The sequence below is a fragment of the Nocardioides currus genome, assembly GCF_003057875.1.
GTDB lineage: Bacteria > Actinomycetota > Actinomycetes > Propionibacteriales > Nocardioidaceae > Nocardioides > Nocardioides currus.
Window position 1 is genome coordinate 512,722 of sequence record NZ_PYXZ01000002.1, and the last position, 15,932, is coordinate 528,653.

A 15,932-nucleotide genomic window follows, 5' to 3' on the forward strand; every position below is an offset into this window, starting at 1 on the left:
CAGGTCTGGCGACAACAGGTCTGGCCCGGCGTCGGTCGGGCGAGCACAATCGAGCCCACCGCCACCCGCAGGAGGTCACGAGATGGCTCGTCAGATCATCAGCGTGCCGGACGCCCCGCAGTCACCGCTGTTCGCCCAAGGGGTGAGGTCGGGATCGCACGTGTGGATCTCCGGGATGACGGGCATGGATGCGGCGTCGGGTCGGATGGCCGGCCCCACCGTGCAGGACCAGGTCGAGCAGGCCCTCACGAACTGCGAGCGGGTCCTCGCCGCGGCGGGTGGCTCCCGGGACGACATCGTCGAGGTGGGGGTGCTGCTGGTCGACCCCGACGACTTCGCCGGGCTCAACGAGGCCTACGCCGCGCACTTCCCGCACGACCCGCCGGCGCGCTACGTCGCGCGCCTCGGTCCGGAGCCACCCGGCGTGCTGGTCTCGATCCGGATGACCGCCGTGCTGTCCTAGCGTCGCCGGCGGCGGCCCCTCACTGGTGGACCATCACCGCCTGCTCGCGCCCCTGCGGAGTGCCGGGGTCCGCGACCTCGTCGAGGTCGAAGCGCACCCGGTGGATCAGCCCCTCGAAGGCGTTGCGGACGGGCAGGTAGTCGTCGACCACCGGCGTGCCGCGGTCCACGCCGACGTTGAAGGTCTCGTCGAAGGAGAAGTAGTAGGCGGTGGTGACGGGGATCCGGCCGCTGCCGACCGCGACGCCGTCGATCTCCAGGGTCACGTTCGCGCCGCTGCCCACCGGGCCGCCGTCGTAGTCGAACCGCACGACCAGGTCGTGTCGTCCGGGGGTCATCGGCTTGCCGCCACGCACCACGGCGAGGTCGCGGCCCACGAAGTTGTAGGCGTAGTGCGGGACGCCGTTGACGAGGTAGAGCGACCAGCCACCGAAGCGCCCGCCCTGGGCGACCACCACGCCGCTGGCGCCGGTGATGACCTCCAGGTCGGCGGTGACGACGTGGGAGCGGTTCTTCACGTTGGGTGCCGCCTCCTCGGTGAGGCGCCCCACCCGCGGGCCGAACGACAGCGAGGACCGGCCCAGGTGCAGGTCGAGCCGTCCCGCCACCTCGGGGTTCTCGCGCTCGGTGACGCGGTCGTCGAGCGGGAGCACGTGGAAGCGGGCGGCCTCCTGGAGGAAGAGCTCCTGCAGCTCCCGCAGCTTCTCGGGGTGCTGCTCGGCGACGTCGTGGGCCTGGCTCCAGTCGCCGCTGGTGTGGTCGTAGAGCTCCCACACGTCCTCCTCGAAGGGGCGCTTCGAGGTGTCGACCATCTCCCAGGGCGTGCCGTGGCGCGTCACCGCGGTCCATCCCTCGTGGAAGATCCCGCGGTTGCCGATCATCTCGAAGTACTGCGTGCTGCGGCGGTCGGGCGCCTCCGCGTCGTCGAAGGAGTAGGCGAGACTGGTGCCCTCGATCGGCTGCTGCTCGACCCCGCCGACGGTGCGCGGCTCCGGCACCCCGGCGGCCTCGAGGATGGTCGGCAGCACGTCGATCACGTGGTGCCACTGGTGGCGGACCTCGCCGCGCGCCTCGATGCCGTTGCCCCAGCGCACGATCATGCCGTCACGGGTGCCGCCGAGGTGGGCGAGCTGCTTGGTCCAGGGGTAGGGCGTGTTCATCGCCAGCGCCCAGCCGACGGGATAGATGCCGTACGTCGTGGGGTCGCCGAGCGTCTCGATGCGGGCGAGCATGTCGGCGGTCTCGTCCTGGATGCCGTGGCCCACGAGGTGCTCGCGGAACGTGCCCCGGGGACCGCCCTCGCCCGAGGCGCCGTTGTCGCCGAGCAGGTAGAAGATCAGGGTGTCCTCGAGCACGCCCATCTCGTCGAGGGCGTCGACGAGACGCCCCACCTGGGCGTCGGTGTGCTCGGCGAAGCCGGCGTAGGTCTCCATGAACTTGGCCGCCACGCGCTTGTCGTCCTCGTCGAGCTCGTCCCACCGCGGCACGCCCTCGGCCCACGGCGCCAGGTCGGTCGACTCCGGCACGATCCCGAGCTCCTTCTGGCGGGCGAGCGTCTGCTCCCGCTGTGCCTCCCAGCCCTCGTCGAACCGCCCGGCGTACTTGTCGCGCCACTCCGGCGCCACGTGGAACGGCGCGTGCGTCGCTCCGAAGGCGACGTAGGTGAAGAACGGCCGGTCGGGGGTGATCGCCTGCTGGTTCTCGATCCAGGAGATCGTCTTCTCGACCAGGTCCTCGGAGAGGTGGTAGCCGTCCTCGGGCAGCCGGTCCGGCTCGACGGCGTAGCGGCCCTGGTAGAGCTGCGGGTACCAGTGGTTCATCTCGCAGGCCATGAAGCCGTAGAAGTAGTCGAACCCCTCGCCCATCGGCCACCGGTGGAACGGTCCCGACGGGCTGACCTCGACCGGCGGCGTCTGGTGCCACTTGCCGATGGCGGCGGTGCAGTAGCCGTTGCCGCTGAGGATCTGCGCGATCGTGGCGGCGCTCGACGGGCGGTAGCCGTGGTAGCCGGGCTCGGGCGTCGACATCTCGCTCGTCACGCCCATCCCCACCGAGTGGTGGTTGCGCCCGGTCATCAGCGCCTGCCGGGTCGGCGAGCACAGGGGAGTGACGTGGAACCGGCTGTAGCGCAGGCCGTCCCCGGCGAGGCGCTCGGCCGTCGGCATCTCGCACGGACCGCCGTACGCCGAGGACGCACCGAACCCCATGTCGTCGATCAGCACGACCACCACGTTCGGCGACCCCGGCACCGCCTCGACCGGACGGATCGGCCGCGTCGTCGTGTCGACGTCGAGGGGCAGACGGGTGCGGTCGGGTCCAGGGCGCGGGTTGTCGTCACTCACCGGTGGGGCTTCCTTCTGTCGGTTGATCTGATGGTCGGGTGCTCAGGAGTCATGGGTGAGGGGTCGTCGTCGCGTCCTGTGCCGCCGTACGGCGCCCGGCGATCTCTCCCGCGGCCGCGACGGCGAGGTGTCCGAGGTCCTCGAAGCGGTCCTCGGTGAGCCGCTCGCTCGGTCCCCAGATGCTGACGACGGCCACGGCCCGGCCGGTCGCGTCGAGCACCGGGGCCGACACGCCCCACGCGGAGCTCTCGAACTCGCCGCGACACACGGCGTAGCCCCGCTCCCGGGTGCGGGCGAGCTCCTCGTCGAGCTCGGCCCGGGACGTGATCGTCGCGGGGGTGTGCCGGGTCAGGCGTCCGTCAGCGCGCTGGCGCAGGCTCCCGTCGAGGTCCTCGGGCTCGGTGAACGCGAGGAGCACCTTGCCCGTCGAGGTCGCGTGCAGCGACACCGCGCGGTCGCGCCATCCGGCGGCCACCACGGCGTTCGCGGTGGCCTCCGCGACGTAGGTCAACGCACCGTCGCGTACGACGGCGAGGGCGGCGGTCTCGCCGGAACGCGCGGCGAGGTGGTCCAGCACGGCGCCCGCCGTCCGGGCCAGGTTGGCGCCCCCGGCCTGGCCGGCGAGGTCGATCAGGCCGAAGCCCAGGGAGTAGATGCCGCTGCGGTCGTCCCGTGTCACCAGGCGCTGGTCCTCGAGGGTGGTGAGGATGCGCCAGGTCGTCGTGCGGTTGAGCCCGACGGACTCGGCCAGCGCGGCCGCCGTGCCGTCCTGGCCGGTGGCGAGCGCAACGGCTCGCAGCAGGGCCGCAGCCCGCTCGACCGACTGCACGCGGGTCGCCCCGGGACGGTGCGGAGAAGGTGCCATCCGGGTTCGTTTCCCTCCTGTTCATTGACCAACGGGGACCGGCCACCTATGTTGCGGATACCACAACCGCCGTTCGCATTGCGCAACAGGGGGCTCACGAAGTGAACCAGAACTCGCCCAGCAGTTGGAAGATGTCACGCCGGCAAGTGCTCAGGTACTCCGGAATCAGCGCGGTCGCGATCGGCGGCAGCAGCTTCCTCGCCGCGTGTGGAGGAGACGACGGCGGAGGCGGTGGCGGAGGCGGTGGAGGCCAGCAGAGCTCCGGCGGTCAGCTCATCCACGGCGCGACCGGCGGCGGGGCCAAGGACACCCTCGACCCCCACCAGCCGGTGACGGCGGCCGACATCGCGCGCTGCCTCAACCTCTACGAGCCGCTGCTGATCTGGGACAACAACTACGCGCTCCAGCCGGCCCTGGCCGAGTCCGTGGAGGCCTCCAAGGACGCCATCACCTGGACGGTCAAGATGCGCGCAGGCGCGACCTTCCACAACGGGGCCCCCGTCACGGCCGAGGACGCCTGGCTCAGCATCCGCCGGGTCGCCGACCCCAAGGCGCCCCTGTCCGCCGGCGGCCAGCTCTCGCAGATCATTGACTTCGAGTCCTCGAAGGTCGTCGACGACACGACGCTGCAGATCGTGCTCAACACGCCCTACGCGATCCTCGACTCGCTCCTGGCCGAGTACACCCTCGGGATCATCCCGGGCGGCAAGTTCGACCCGTCCGCCCCCGTGGGCACCGCTGCGTTCGCTTACAAGTCGTTCGAGGCGGGCAAGACCAGCACCTTCACCAAGTACGCCGACTACTGGGGCGACGCGGCCTTCCTCGACGAGCTGGTCATCCAGGACTTCGCGGACGACAACGCCAAGGTCAACGCCCTGCAGGCCCAGCAGATCCAGACGCTCGACAACCTCCCCTACAACCTGGTCGACACGATCAAGGGCGCGGGCGGCGGCGTGCTCACGGCCGAGGGTGGCCAGTGGGTGCCGTTCACGATGCGGGTCGACCAGGCGCCCTTCAACGACGTCAAGGTCCGCCAGGCGATGCGCCTCCTCGTCGACCGGCAGGCGATGATCGACCAGACGCTCAGCGGCTACGGATCGCTCGGCAACGACATGTACGCCCCCCTCGACGTGGCCTACGCCAGCGACCTGCCGCAGCGCGAGCAGGACATCGACCAGGCCAAGTCGCTGCTCGCCTCGGCGGGTGTCGACGGCCTCCAGGTCGAGCTGTTCACCGGCGACGACATCGGCTCGGTCGCCGTCCCCGCCGCCAACCTCTTCGCCGAGCAGGCGAAGGCGGCGGGCGTCGACATCAAGGTCACCAAGAAGACGCCGTTCTACGACGACGACTACCTGTCCTACACGTTCGCGCAGGACTTCTGGAACACCCGCAACTACATTCCGCAGGCCGTGGTGGGGACGTTCCCACCGGCCCAGGGCGGCACCTACAACGAGACCCACTGGGACAACGCCGACCACCGCGACCTGGTCAACGCCGCGGCCAAGGAGGTCGACGAGACCAAGCGGGCCACGCTCCTCCACGACGCGCAGGAGATCGAGTACAACGAGGGCGGCCTGATCATCTGGGGCTTCCGCCAGCAGGTCGACGGCTACGCCGCCAACGTGCAGGGCCTCGAACCGAGCAAGTACCTCCCGCTCGGCAACTACAAGTTCAGCAAGGTGTCCCTCTGACATGACACAGGAAGCGACTCTCCCTGATCCGCTCACGGAGGTCGCCCCTCCTCGTGGACGCTCCGGCGGGGCGGCGTGGGCGATCTGGCTCGCCCGCCGCCTCGGCCTGGCGCTCGTCACCCTGTGGCTGGTCTCGATCGTGGTGTTCCTCGCCACGGCCGCCCTCGGCGACCCGGTGCGCGCCATCCTCGGTCGCGACTACGGCACCAACATCGCCCGCCGCGAGCAGCTCGAGGCCCAGCTCGGCGTCGGCGACTCGATCGTCAGCCGCTACGTCGACTGGCTCGGCGGACTCGTCACGGGCGACTTCGGCACCTCGCTGGCCAACCAGCTGCCGGTGTGGGGCCAGATCTCCAGCAGCGTCACCAACTCGATCGTGCTGGTGCTGCTGGCCGCCGTGGTGATGATCCCGCTCGCCTTCGGCATCGCGATGATCTCCTCCCACTTCCGCAGGCGCCGCCCCGACACCGTCATCCAGACGATCCTGCTCGCGCTGGCGGGCGTGCCGGAGTTCGTCACCGGCATCCTCCTGGTCGCCCTCCTGTCGACCACGGTCTTCAAGATCTTCCCGGCCGTCACCCTGGTGGCCCCCGGCGGCGCCCCGTGGGACGAGCCCAAGAGCATGGTGCTGCCGGTCCTGACCCTGGTGATCGCCGTGACGCCCTACGTGTCGCGCATCGTGCGGGCCACGCTGCTCGAGGTCCTCGACAGCGACTACGTCGAGCTGGCCCGGCTCAAGGGCATCCCCGAGCCGGTGGTGATGCGCAAGCACGCCCTGCTCAACGCGATCGTGCCCGGCATCCAGGTCGTCTCGCTGCAGCTGGCCTGGCTGGCCGGCGGCGTGGTGCTCGTCGAGACGCTCTTCCAGTACCCCGGCGTCGGTCGCCAGCTCGTCGACTCGGTCCGCAACCACGACGTCGCGATGGTGCAGGCGCTGAGCATGATCATCGCCGGCGTCTACATCGTGGTGAACCTCGTCGCCGACGTCCTCTCCATCCTGCTGACCCCCCGAGCGAGGACGGCGATCTCCTCATGAGCCACCCATCGACCGGCGCCCCCGCCGCCGCGGAGACCGCGTCCGCCCCCGAGTCGTTCTTCCGGCGGGCCCTGCGCCAGAAGCGGTTCGTCTTCGGGTTGACCGGCACGGTCCTCGTGGTGCTGTTCGCCATCGTCGCCCCGTTCCTGTCGCCGTACGGCGAGAAGGAGACCGCCGGTCCGCCCTACGCGAAGGACGGGCTGTTCGGCACCGACTACATCGGCCAGGACGTGCTCAGCCGCGTGATGCACGGAGGTCAGGAGGTCCTGGTCATCTCGGTGCTCGCCACGCTGGTCGGGATGGTGGTCGGCATCCTCATCGGGGTCGTCGCGGCCTACGCCGGCGGCTGGTGGGACGAGATCATCATGCGGCTCAACGACGTGCTGCTGGCCTTCCCGCAGATCCTGCTGTCCCTCGTCGTGCTCACGGCGCTGCGCAACCCGTCGGACTGGGTGATCATCCTCCTGGTCGCCGCCGGCCACGCCCCGCGCGTGGCCCGCGTCGCGCGGGGTGTCGCGCTGGGCATCGTCTCGCGCGACTTCGTGGTCGCGGCCGAGGCGCTCGGCGAGAAGCGCTCGCGGGTGATCGTGGCCGAGGTGCTGCCCAACATGACCGGCCCCCTGCTGGCCGAGGCGGGCCTGCGCCTGACCTACTCCATCGGCATCGTCGCCGCGCTGGGGTTCCTCGGCTTCGCCGCCGACCCGGGCGCGGCCAACTGGGGCCAGATGATGAACGAGAACCGGCTCGGACTCCAGACGCAGCCGTGGGCGGTCCTCGCCCCGGTGCTGGTCATCGCGATCTTCACGATCGCCACCAACCTGATGGCTGACGGCCTGGCGCAGGCCAGCCAGAAGGGCGACTGACATGACCACCACGACATCCGGCACCGGCCACGAGGTGCGCAAGACCGGCGGGCTCGTGATCGAGGACCTCGGCGTCAGCCTCACCGGCACGGGCGTCGACGTCGTCGACGACATCGACCTGGTGCTCAGGCCGGGCGAGGTCGTCGGCCTGGTCGGCGAGTCCGGCTCCGGCAAGACCACGGTCGGCACCTCACTGCTCAACTACTCCCGGGCGGGCGCCCACATCTCGTCGGGCAAGGTGTTGCTCGAGGATCGCGACGTCCTCGAGCTGCCGTGGAAGGAGGTCCGCAAGCTCCGCGGCGAGGAGATCGCCTACGTCCCCCAGGACCCGGCCTCGGCGCTCAACCCGAGCATCCGCATCGGCAAGCAGCTCGTCGAGCTGCACCAGCTGCGCGGTATCGGGACGGCGCAGTCCCGGATGCAGGCGGCCCGCGACGGCCTGGCCGAGGTCGGCCTGCCCACCGACGACGAGTTCCTCGGGCGCTACGCCCACCAGCTCTCTGGTGGCCAGGTGCAGCGGGTCGCGCTCGCGATGGCGTTCCTGCCCAAGCCCAAGGTGCTCGTGCTCGACGAGCCGACGACCGGCCTCGACGTCACCACCCAGAAGATGGTGCTCGACACGATGGCCGAGCTCTGCCGCGCCCACGGCGTCAGCGCGCTCTACGTCACCCACGACCTCGCCGTCGTCGCCAACATCGCCGACCGGGTCGCGGTGATGTACGCCGGCCAGATCGCGGAGCTGGGCCCGCGGGACGCGATCTTCGCCAACCCCTCGCACCCCTACACCCGCGCGCTCCTCGACTCCATCCCCCACCTGAGCCAGGCGCGTGCCCTCAAGGGAATCCCGGGACGTACGCCCTCACCCGGCCGCCGGCCCGAGGGCTGCCGGTTCAACGACCGCTGCGCCTTCGCCGTCGACCGCTGCCGCGAGGAGGTGCCGGCGCTCCGCACGATCGCGCCGGAGCATGAGGTCCGCTGCCACCGGGCGGGCGAGATCGGCACCTGGGACATCAACATCGGCACCGTCCCCGACGCCGACCCCGACCGCCCGCGCGACGTGATCCTCTCGGTCGAGGGGCTCGACGTCTTCTACGGTCGCAAGCACGTCGTCCACGACGTGTCCTTCGACCTCGCCAAGGGCGAGGTGGTGGCGCTGGTCGGCGAGTCCGGCTCCGGCAAGACCACGATCTCGCGGTCGATCGGCGGACTCCACAAGGACTGGACCGGCACCCTCACCTTCGAGGGCCGCCAGCTCGCCACGAGCGCTCGCAAGCGCAGCGCCGAGGACCGCCGGCGGATGCAGTACATCTTCCAGAATCCCTACCTCTCGCTGAACCCGCGACTGACCATCGCCCAGATCATCCGGCGACCGATGGAGCTGTTCGGCCTGGCCAAGGGCAAGGACGCGAACGACCGGGTCGTCGACCTGATGGGCCAGGTCGCCCTCGGCCCGCAGATGCTGCACTACCAGGCCAGCCGGCTCTCGGGCGGCGAGCGTCAACGCGTCGCCATCGCCCGGGCCCTCGCTGCCGAGCCCGACGTGATGATCTGCGACGAGATCACCTCGGCCCTCGACGTCTCGGTGCAAGGGTCGATTGTCGAGCTGTTGGAGGGGCTGCGGATCGAGCGCGGCATCAGCATGCTCTTCGTCACCCACAACCTCGCCCTCGTGCGCTCGATCGCGGCGCGGGTGCAGATCCTGCAGGCAGGCAGGGTCGTCGAGGCCGGATCGGTCGTGACCGTGATGGACACCCCGCAGGAGGACTACACCCGCAAGCTGCTCGGCAACAGCCCGAGGATCGACTAGACCCCGATGTCGACCACCTCCTCCACGGGGTCGGTCGCGAGGTCCTCGCTCTCGACCCTGAGGTTCACCGACCCCCAGCACGAACCGGGGTGGCGTCACGTCGTCGTGCCGGCCAGCGGCGCGCGGGCGCTGCCGGTCGCACCGCGCCCGGTCTCGGTGTCCGTCGCCGGTGCCGGACGGTGGCACACGTTCGAGGAGTGGCTCGCGGCGACCTGGACGACCTCGCTGGTCGTGGTCGAGCGGGGCCGCGTCGTCCACGAGTCCTACGCCGACCCGGCGGGACCCGGCACGCTGTTCCTCGGCGCCTCGATGACCAAGTCGGTCCTTGCGCATCTCGTCGGGCGTGCCGCGGGCGCCGGAGTCCTGGACCTCGACGACCCGGTGGAGCGGCACGTCGACGAGCTGGTCGGCTCCGGCTACGAGGGGGTGCGGGTGCGCTCGCTCCTGACCATGACCAGCGGGGTGGACTGGGTCGAGGACCACCGCGACCCGGCGAGCCCCGCCCCACGGCTCCTCGGCGCGTTCGGTGCCGGCGGCGACTCGCGTGCGCTGCTGCGGCTCGTCGGACGCGGCAGTGCCCCGGACGACCAGTGGTCCTACAACACCGCCGACTCGCAGGTGCTCGACTGGGTGCGCGAGCGCGCGACCGGCCGGGCGTACGCCGACGACCTGGCCCTGCTCTGGCGCGACCTCGGCTGCACCGACGACGCAGCCGTCGCCTGCGACGGCCATGGCGTGGCGCTCGCGGGAGGGGGACTCGCCGCCACCACGCGCGACTGGGCGAGGGTGGCCATGCTCGCTGTCGACGGCACGAACGACCTCGGCACCCGGCTGCTCGACGTCGCCTGGGTGGAGGCGGCCGCGCGTGCGCCGTACCCCTTCCTCGCCCCCGGTCGCCTGCCCAGCACCATCACCACCCACGCGGGGTTCGGCCTCCACTGGTGGCCGCTCGACGAGGAGGGCCGCAGGGTCGTCGCCGACGGCAGCCGCGGGCAGCTCGCCGCGGTCGACCGGCGCACCGGCGTCGTGGCGGTGAAGACCTCGCTGTGGCCCTACGACGACGCCCTCGTCGACCGGCAGGCGCGCGACCTCAGCTATCTCGGCCTCCATGCGCTGCTCGACGCAGCCGCTCCACCACCCGCAACGACCAAGGAGCAACGACAGTGAACCGCAACGTCATGATCACCTGTGCGCTCACGGGAGCCGGCGACACCGTCAGTCGATCGGAGCACGTGCCGGTGACTCCCGAGCAGATCGCGGAGTCGGGCATCGCGGCGGCCAGGGCCGGCGCCACCATCGTGCACATCCACGTCCGCGACCCGGAGACGGGCGTGGGGTCGCGGGACGTGGCGCTCTATCGCGAGGTGGTCGAGCGCATCCGGGCCTCCGACGTCGACGTCATCGTCAACACCACGGCCGGCATGGGCGGCGACCTGGTCCTCGATCCGCACGACCCGACGACGTTCCTGGACGGGACCGACCTCGTCAGCGGCGTCGACCGGCTCCCGCACGTGGAGGAGCTCCGGCCCGACATCTGCACGCTCGACTGCGGCAGCCTCAACTTCGGCGAGGGCAGCCTGGTCTACGTCAGCACGCCCGACATGCTCCGGGAGGGCGCGAAGCGGATCCAGGAGCTCGGCGTCCGCGTGGAGATGGAGATCTTCGACACCGGGCACCTGTGGTTCGCCAACACCCTCGTGGAGGAGGGACTCATCGACGCGCCGGCGATGTACCAGCTCTGCATGGGCATCCCGTACGGCGCTCCCGCCGATCCCCAGACCCTGATGGCGATGGTCAACCAGCTGCCCGAGGGTGCGGTGTGGGCGTCCTTCGCGCTGGGGCCGATGCAGATGCCGTGGGTGGCCCAGTCGGTGCTCCTCGGCGGCCACGTGCGCGTGGGCCTCGAGGACAACCTCTACCTCCGCAAGGGGGTCAAGGCCACCAACGCGCAGCTGGTCGAGCAGGCACGGACCATCGTCGAGGCGATGGGCGCGAAGGTCGCCACGCCGGACGAGGGTCGCGAGATCCTCCAGCTGGCGAAGCGATGAGCGCGCGTCCCGCACCGGGCGACGTCCGCACCGTCGTCTGCATCGGCGCCGGGGTCATCGGCGGCGGCTGGGTCGCCTACTTCCTGGCCCGGGGCTACCGCGTCGTGGCCTGGGACCCCGCACCCGACGGCGAGCAGCGGCTGCGGCACCTGGTGACGGCGGCCTGGCCGGCGCTCACCGACCTCGGGCTCGCCGAGGGCGCGAGCATCGACAACCTCACGTTCGAACCCGACCTGGCGGCGGCCTGCGCGCAGGCCGACTTCGTCCAGGAGAGCGCGCCGGAGGACCTCGAGCTCAAGCGGACGCTGCTGGCCGACATCGACGCCGCCACCCCGGAGGGCGTGGTGATCTCCTCCTCGACCTCCGGCTACGGCATGAGCGAGATGCAGGGGAAGTGCGCCCACCCCGAGCGCACCGTCGTCGGCCATCCGTTCAACCCGCCCTACCTGATCCCCCTCGTGGAGGTCGTGGGCGGCACGAGCACCTCGATCGACGTCGTCGAGTGGACCTCGGAGTTCTTCCGGCTGGCCGGCAAGTCGGTGATCACGATGGAGCACGAGGTCCCCGGGTTCATCGCCAACCGGCTGCAGGAGGCGCTGTGGCGCGAGGCGCTGCACATGGTGGCCGCCGGGGAGGCGACCGTCGAGCAGATCGACCTGTCGATCACCGACGGGCCGGGCCTGCGATGGCCGGTCTTCGGGCCGATGCTCACCTTCCACCTCGCCGGTGGGCAGGGCGGGATGGCCCACATGCTCGACCACTTCGGCCCGTCGCTGCTCTCTCCCTGGACGCGCCTGGAGGCGGCCGAGCTGACGCCCGAGCTGCGCGACGCGGTGGTCGACGGCTGCGACCGGGAGGCCGGGGGGCGCTCCATCGACGACCTCGTCGCCGAGCGTGACCGCGGGGTCGTGGCGATCCTCCGGGCGCTGGGCCGCGCATGAGCCTCCTGTGGAACGAGCCCGTCCAGGACGCGTGGATCGACTACAACGGGCACCTGTCCGAGGCCTACTACGTGCTGGTCTTCGGCCACGCCACCGACAACGTCATGGACGCGGTCGGGATCGACGCGACCTACCGCGAGGCGCACGACGCGTCGCTCTACACGCTCGAGGCCCACGTCCGCTACCTCGCCGAGGTCCCGGCCGGCGCCGACCTCGAGGTCAGGTCGTCGGTGATCGGGGTGAGCGGCAAGCTGCTGTGGATCTGGCACGAGCTGTGGGTGGACGACCGGTTGCGGGCGACCGAGGAGGTCCTCGGCGTGCACGTGCGCGGCGGGGCCTCGGCCCCGATGCCCGACGACATCGCCGCAGCTGCCGGGGCGGCCCGCGTGGCCCCGCCCGACGAGGCGAGCGGACGGATCCGACCGCTGGCCGACCCCGCGACCGGCTAGCCGAGCACCAGCACCAGGTCGCCGCCCTCGACCGCCTGCGTCCCGGGTACGGCGACGCGCGAGACCGTCCCCGCGCGGGGCGCGGTGATCGAGGCCTCCATCTTCATCGCCTCGATGGTCGCCACCGTCTGGCCGGCCTCCACGGAGTCACCCTCCTTCACGCCGACCGTGACGACACCGTCGAACGGGGCGGCGACGTGACCGGGGTTGCCGGTGTCGGCGCGCTCGGCGGCGGCGACCTCGGAGGCGACGCTGCGGTCGCGCACACCCACCGGGCGGAGCTGGCCGTTGATCGTGCACATGACCGTGCGGATGCCGCGCTCGTCGGGCTCACCGATCGCCTCGAGGCCGATCAGCAGGGTCCGGCCCTCACCGATGGAGACGGTGTGCTCCTCGCCGGCGCGCAGGCCGTAGAGGTAGTCGAGGGTGCGCAGCACCGACAGGTCGCCGTACGTCTCCCGCGACTCCCGGAAGTCCTTGGTCGGGCCGGGGAAGAGCAGCTCGTTGAGCGTCCCGCGGCGGTCGCCGGCCAGTCCGGACGACTGGTCGGGCGTGAGCGAGACGGCCGGCTTCTTCCAGGTGCGGCCGGCGAGGGCCTTGGTGCGGAACGGCTCGGGCCAGCCGCCGGGCGGGTCACCGAGCTCGCCGTTGAGGAAGCCGATGACCGAGTCGGGGATGTCGAAGGAACCGGGGTCCTCCTCGAACGCGCGCGGGTCGGCACCGACCGCCACCAGGTGCAGCGCGAGGTCGCCGACCACCTTCGACGACGGCGTCACCTTCACGACGTTGCCGAGGATGTCGTTGGCCGCGGCGTACATGTCCTCGACCTGCTCGAACTTCTCGCCGAGCCCCAGCGCGATCGCCTGCTGGCGCAGGTTGGACAGCTGGCCGCCCGGGATCTCGTGGCGGTAGACCCGCCCCGTCGGCGCGGGCAGGCCCGACTCGAAGGGCGCGTAGACCCGGCGGATCGCCTCCCAGTAGGGCTCGAGCGCGTTGACGCTGGCCAGCGACAGGCCCGTCTCGCGCGGGCCGTGGTCGGTCGCCGAGACCAGCGCCGAGAGCGCCGGCTGCGACGTGGTGCCGGCCATCGACGCGCACGCGGCGTCGACCGCGTCGACGCCCGACTCGATGGCGGCGAGCAGCGTCGCGAGCTGGCCGCCCGGGGTGTCGTGGGTGTGCAGGTGCACCGGCAGGTCGAACTCGCTGCGCAGCGCGGTCACCAGCGTCCGCGCGGCAGGCACGCGAAGCAGGCCGGCCATGTCCTTGATGGCGATGACGTGCGCGCCGGCCTCGACGATCCGCTCGGCCAGCTGGAGGTAGTAGTCCAGGGTGTAGAGCTTCTCGTCGGGGTTCGAGAGGTCGCCGGTGTAGCACAGTGCGACCTCGGCGACGGCGATCCCGGTCGAGCGCACCGCCTCGATCGCGGGCCGCATCTGCTCGACGTCGTTGAGCGCGTCGAAGATCCGGAAGACGTCGATGCCGGTCGTCGCGGCCTCCTGCACGAAGGCCTCGGTGACCTCGGTGGGGTACGGCGTGTAGCCGACCGTGTTGCGGCCGCGCAGCAGCATCTGCAGGCAGATGTTCGGGACCGACCGGCGCAGCTGGGCCAGCCGCTCCCACGGGTCCTCGGCGAGGAAGCGCAGCGCCACGTCGTACGTCGCACCGCCCCACGCCTCGAGGGACCACAGCTGCGGCGTCGTGCGGGCCACGTGGCCGGCGACCGCGACGAGGTCGCGCGTCCGGACCCGGGTCGCCAGCAGAGACTGGTGGGCGTCGCGGAAGGTGGTGTCGGTGACGGCGACGGAGTCCTGGGCGCGCAGCCGGCGGGCGAACTCCTCGGGCCCGACCTGGAGGAGCAGCTGTCGCGTGCCGTCGGGAGCGGGCACGCCGAGCTCGATGGCGGGCAGCTTGGTGGCGGGGTCGATGCGCACCGGTGCCGGTCCGTGGGGCTGGTTGACGGTCACGTCGGCGAGGTAGGTGAGCAGCTTGCTGCTCAGGTCGCCCGAGGCCCGGGCGGACAGGAGCTGCGGGTGGTCCTCGATGAAGGACGTGGTGACGCGACCCGCCGCGAAGTCCGGGTCGTCGAGCACGGCCTGGAGGAAGGCGATGTTGGTGGAGACGCCGCGGATGCGGAACTCCGCGACGGCGCGGCGCGCCTTCTCGACGGCCTTCTCGAACGTGCGGCCGCGGCAGGTGAGCTTGGCCAGCATCGAGTCGAAGTGGGCGCTCACCTCGGCGCCGGTGTAGGTCGTGCCGCCGTCGAGGCGCACGCCACCACCGCCGGGGGAGCGGTAGGTCGTGATCTTGCCGGTGTCGGGACGGAAGCCGTTGGCGGGGTCCTCGGTGGTGATGCGGCACTGCAGGGCCGCGCCGCGCACGCTCACGGTCTCCTGCGAGAGGCCGAGGTCGGCGAGGGTCGCGCCGGCGGCGATCAACAGCTGCGACTGCACGAGGTCGACGTCGGTGACCTCCTCGGTCACGGTGTGCTCGACCTGGATGCGCGGGTTCATCTCGATGAAGACGTAGTTGCCGTCCCGGTCGAGGAGGAACTCCACGGTGCCGGCGTTGCGGTAGCCGATCTCGGTGGCGAAGCGCACGGCGTCGGCGCACATGCGGTCGCGGATCTCGGGGTCGAGGTTGGGGGCGGGGGCGATCTCCACGACCTTCTGGTGGCGCCGCTGCACCGAGCAGTCGCGCTCGAAGAGGTGCATCACGTTGCCCTCGGCGTCGGCGAGGATCTGCACCTCGATGTGGCGCGGGTCGACGACGGCCTGCTCGATGAACACGGTCGGGTCGCCGAAGGCGCCCTCGCCCTCGCGCATGCAGGTCTCGATGGCCTCGCGCAGCTGGGACCGGTCGTCGACGCGACGCATGCCCCGCCCGCCGCCACCGGCGACCGCCTTGACGAACAACGGCGCCGGGATCGCCTCCGCGGCGGCCACCAGCGCGTCGACGTCCGTGCCCGGGTCGACGCTCTGCAGCGTCGGCACGCCCGCCGCCTTGGCGGCTGCGATCGCGCGGGCCTTGTTGCCCGTCAGCGTGAGCACGTCGGCGGTGGGGCCGACGAAGGTGATGCCGGCGTTCGCGCACGCCTCGGCCAGTGCCGGGTTCTCCGAGAGGAAGCCGTAACCCGGATAGACCGCGTCGGCCCCGGCACGCAGGGCGACCGCGACGATCGCGTCGGGGTCGAGGTAGGCCCGCACCGGGTGGCCGCGCTCGCCGATCTCGTAGGCCTCGTCGGCCTTCAACCGGTGCTCGGAGCCCCGGTCCTCGTAGGGAAAGACCGCGACCGTGCGGGCCCCGACCTCGTAGGCGGCACGGAACGCTCGGATCGCAATCTCGCCACGGTTGGCGACGAGCACCTTGGAGAACATGGTGAGAACGCTAGCGACGTCGCGTGGGCTGGATCACACGCGTCCGCAGGTCGG

General features: G+C 71.4%; 12 protein-coding genes. 9 read left to right on the forward strand and 3 right to left on the reverse strand.

What is annotated here, in order from left to right; genetic code table 11:
* The first annotated feature begins 82 nt into the window (after positions 1–82).
* Positions 83–463: a RidA family protein gene (locus tag C7S10_RS07560; protein WP_108343778.1), complete on the forward strand. Its 381-nt coding sequence runs from the start codon at positions 83–85 to the stop codon at positions 461–463.
* 19 nt (positions 464–482) lie between these two features.
* Here the strand turns inward: C7S10_RS07560 and C7S10_RS07565 are convergent, their stop codons facing one another.
* Positions 483–2,804 (reverse strand): sulfatase-like hydrolase/transferase, encoded by a 2,322-nt coding sequence (locus tag C7S10_RS07565; RefSeq protein ID WP_108343779.1) that lies wholly within the window; start codon positions 2,802–2,804, stop codon positions 483–485.
* A gap of 49 nt (positions 2,805–2,853) precedes the next feature.
* Entirely contained in the window at positions 2,854–3,669 is an 816-nt protein-coding gene (locus C7S10_RS07570; RefSeq protein ID WP_108343780.1) for an IclR family transcriptional regulator, read from the reverse strand.
* Between the two features lie 131 nt (positions 3,670–3,800).
* On the opposite strand from C7S10_RS07570, the gene C7S10_RS07575 reads away from it, so the two are divergent.
* The 8 genes from C7S10_RS07575 to C7S10_RS07610 are packed head-to-tail and all read left to right on the forward strand — an operon-like array spanning position 3,801 to position 12,504.
* Complete coding sequence (locus C7S10_RS07575; protein ID WP_207769279.1) at positions 3,801–5,360, forward strand: ABC transporter substrate-binding protein; 1,560 nt, start codon at positions 3,801–3,803, stop codon at positions 5,358–5,360.
* 1 nt (position 5,361) lies between these two features.
* The gene (locus C7S10_RS07580; RefSeq protein WP_108343782.1) at positions 5,362–6,396 is read left to right on the forward strand and encodes an ABC transporter permease; all 1,035 of its coding nucleotides are present in this window, start codon (positions 5,362–5,364) and stop codon (positions 6,394–6,396) included.
* Positions 6,393–7,259: an ABC transporter permease gene (locus C7S10_RS07585; RefSeq protein WP_108343783.1), complete on the forward strand. Its 867-nt coding sequence runs from the start codon at positions 6,393–6,395 to the stop codon at positions 7,257–7,259. Before C7S10_RS07580 ends, C7S10_RS07585 begins: the two co-directional genes overlap by 4 nt.
* A gap of 1 nt (position 7,260) precedes the next feature.
* The gene (locus tag C7S10_RS07590) at positions 7,261–9,066 is read left to right on the forward strand and encodes an ABC transporter ATP-binding protein (RefSeq protein WP_108343784.1); all 1,806 of its coding nucleotides are present in this window, start codon (positions 7,261–7,263) and stop codon (positions 9,064–9,066) included.
* A gap of 6 nt (positions 9,067–9,072) precedes the next feature.
* Positions 9,073–10,233: a serine hydrolase domain-containing protein gene (locus C7S10_RS07595; protein ID WP_108343785.1), complete on the forward strand. Its 1,161-nt coding sequence runs from the start codon at positions 9,073–9,075 to the stop codon at positions 10,231–10,233.
* A complete protein-coding gene (locus C7S10_RS07600; protein ID WP_207769280.1) occupies positions 10,230–11,114 on the forward strand; it encodes a beta-keto acid cleavage family enzyme in 885 nt (294 codons plus the stop codon). Before C7S10_RS07595 ends, C7S10_RS07600 begins: the two co-directional genes overlap by 4 nt.
* The gene (locus C7S10_RS07605; RefSeq protein WP_108343786.1) at positions 11,111–12,055 is read left to right on the forward strand and encodes a 3-hydroxyacyl-CoA dehydrogenase NAD-binding domain-containing protein; all 945 of its coding nucleotides are present in this window, start codon (positions 11,111–11,113) and stop codon (positions 12,053–12,055) included. Before C7S10_RS07600 ends, C7S10_RS07605 begins: the two co-directional genes overlap by 4 nt.
* On the forward strand, positions 12,052–12,504 hold the full coding sequence (locus C7S10_RS07610) for a thioesterase family protein (protein WP_108343787.1): 453 nt from the start codon (positions 12,052–12,054) through the stop codon (positions 12,502–12,504). The genes C7S10_RS07605 and C7S10_RS07610 overlap by 4 nt, the downstream gene beginning before the upstream one ends.
* Here C7S10_RS07610 and C7S10_RS07615 read toward each other — a convergent pair.
* On the reverse strand, positions 12,501–15,878 hold the full coding sequence (locus tag C7S10_RS07615; RefSeq protein ID WP_108343788.1) for a pyruvate carboxylase: 3,378 nt from the start codon (positions 15,876–15,878) through the stop codon (positions 12,501–12,503). The genes C7S10_RS07610 and C7S10_RS07615 overlap by 4 nt on opposite strands.
* Between the last annotated feature and the right edge of the window lie 54 nt (positions 15,879–15,932).

Excerpts from the sequence above, each read along its gene's own strand:
- C7S10_RS07560 (WP_108343778.1), top strand. The coding sequence starts at position 83 with ATGGCTCGTCAGATCATCAGCGTGCCGGACGCCCCGCAGTCACCGCTG.
- C7S10_RS07570 (WP_108343780.1), bottom strand. The coding sequence starts at position 3,669 with ATGGCACCTTCTCCGCACCGTCCCGGGGCGACCCGCGTGCAGTCGGTC.
- C7S10_RS07575 (WP_207769279.1), top strand. The coding sequence starts at position 3,801 with ATGTCACGCCGGCAAGTGCTCAGGTACTCCGGAATCAGCGCGGTCGCG.
- C7S10_RS07580 (WP_108343782.1), top strand. The coding sequence starts at position 5,362 with ATGACACAGGAAGCGACTCTCCCTGATCCGCTCACGGAGGTCGCCCCT.
- C7S10_RS07585 (WP_108343783.1), top strand. The coding sequence starts at position 6,393 with ATGAGCCACCCATCGACCGGCGCCCCCGCCGCCGCGGAGACCGCGTCC.
- C7S10_RS07590 (WP_108343784.1), top strand. The coding sequence starts at position 7,261 with ATGACCACCACGACATCCGGCACCGGCCACGAGGTGCGCAAGACCGGC.
- C7S10_RS07595 (WP_108343785.1), top strand. The coding sequence starts at position 9,073 with ATGTCGACCACCTCCTCCACGGGGTCGGTCGCGAGGTCCTCGCTCTCG.
- C7S10_RS07605 (WP_108343786.1), top strand. The coding sequence starts at position 11,111 with ATGAGCGCGCGTCCCGCACCGGGCGACGTCCGCACCGTCGTCTGCATC.
- C7S10_RS07610 (WP_108343787.1), top strand. The coding sequence starts at position 12,052 with ATGAGCCTCCTGTGGAACGAGCCCGTCCAGGACGCGTGGATCGACTAC.
- C7S10_RS07615 (WP_108343788.1), bottom strand. The coding sequence starts at position 15,878 with ATGTTCTCCAAGGTGCTCGTCGCCAACCGTGGCGAGATTGCGATCCGA.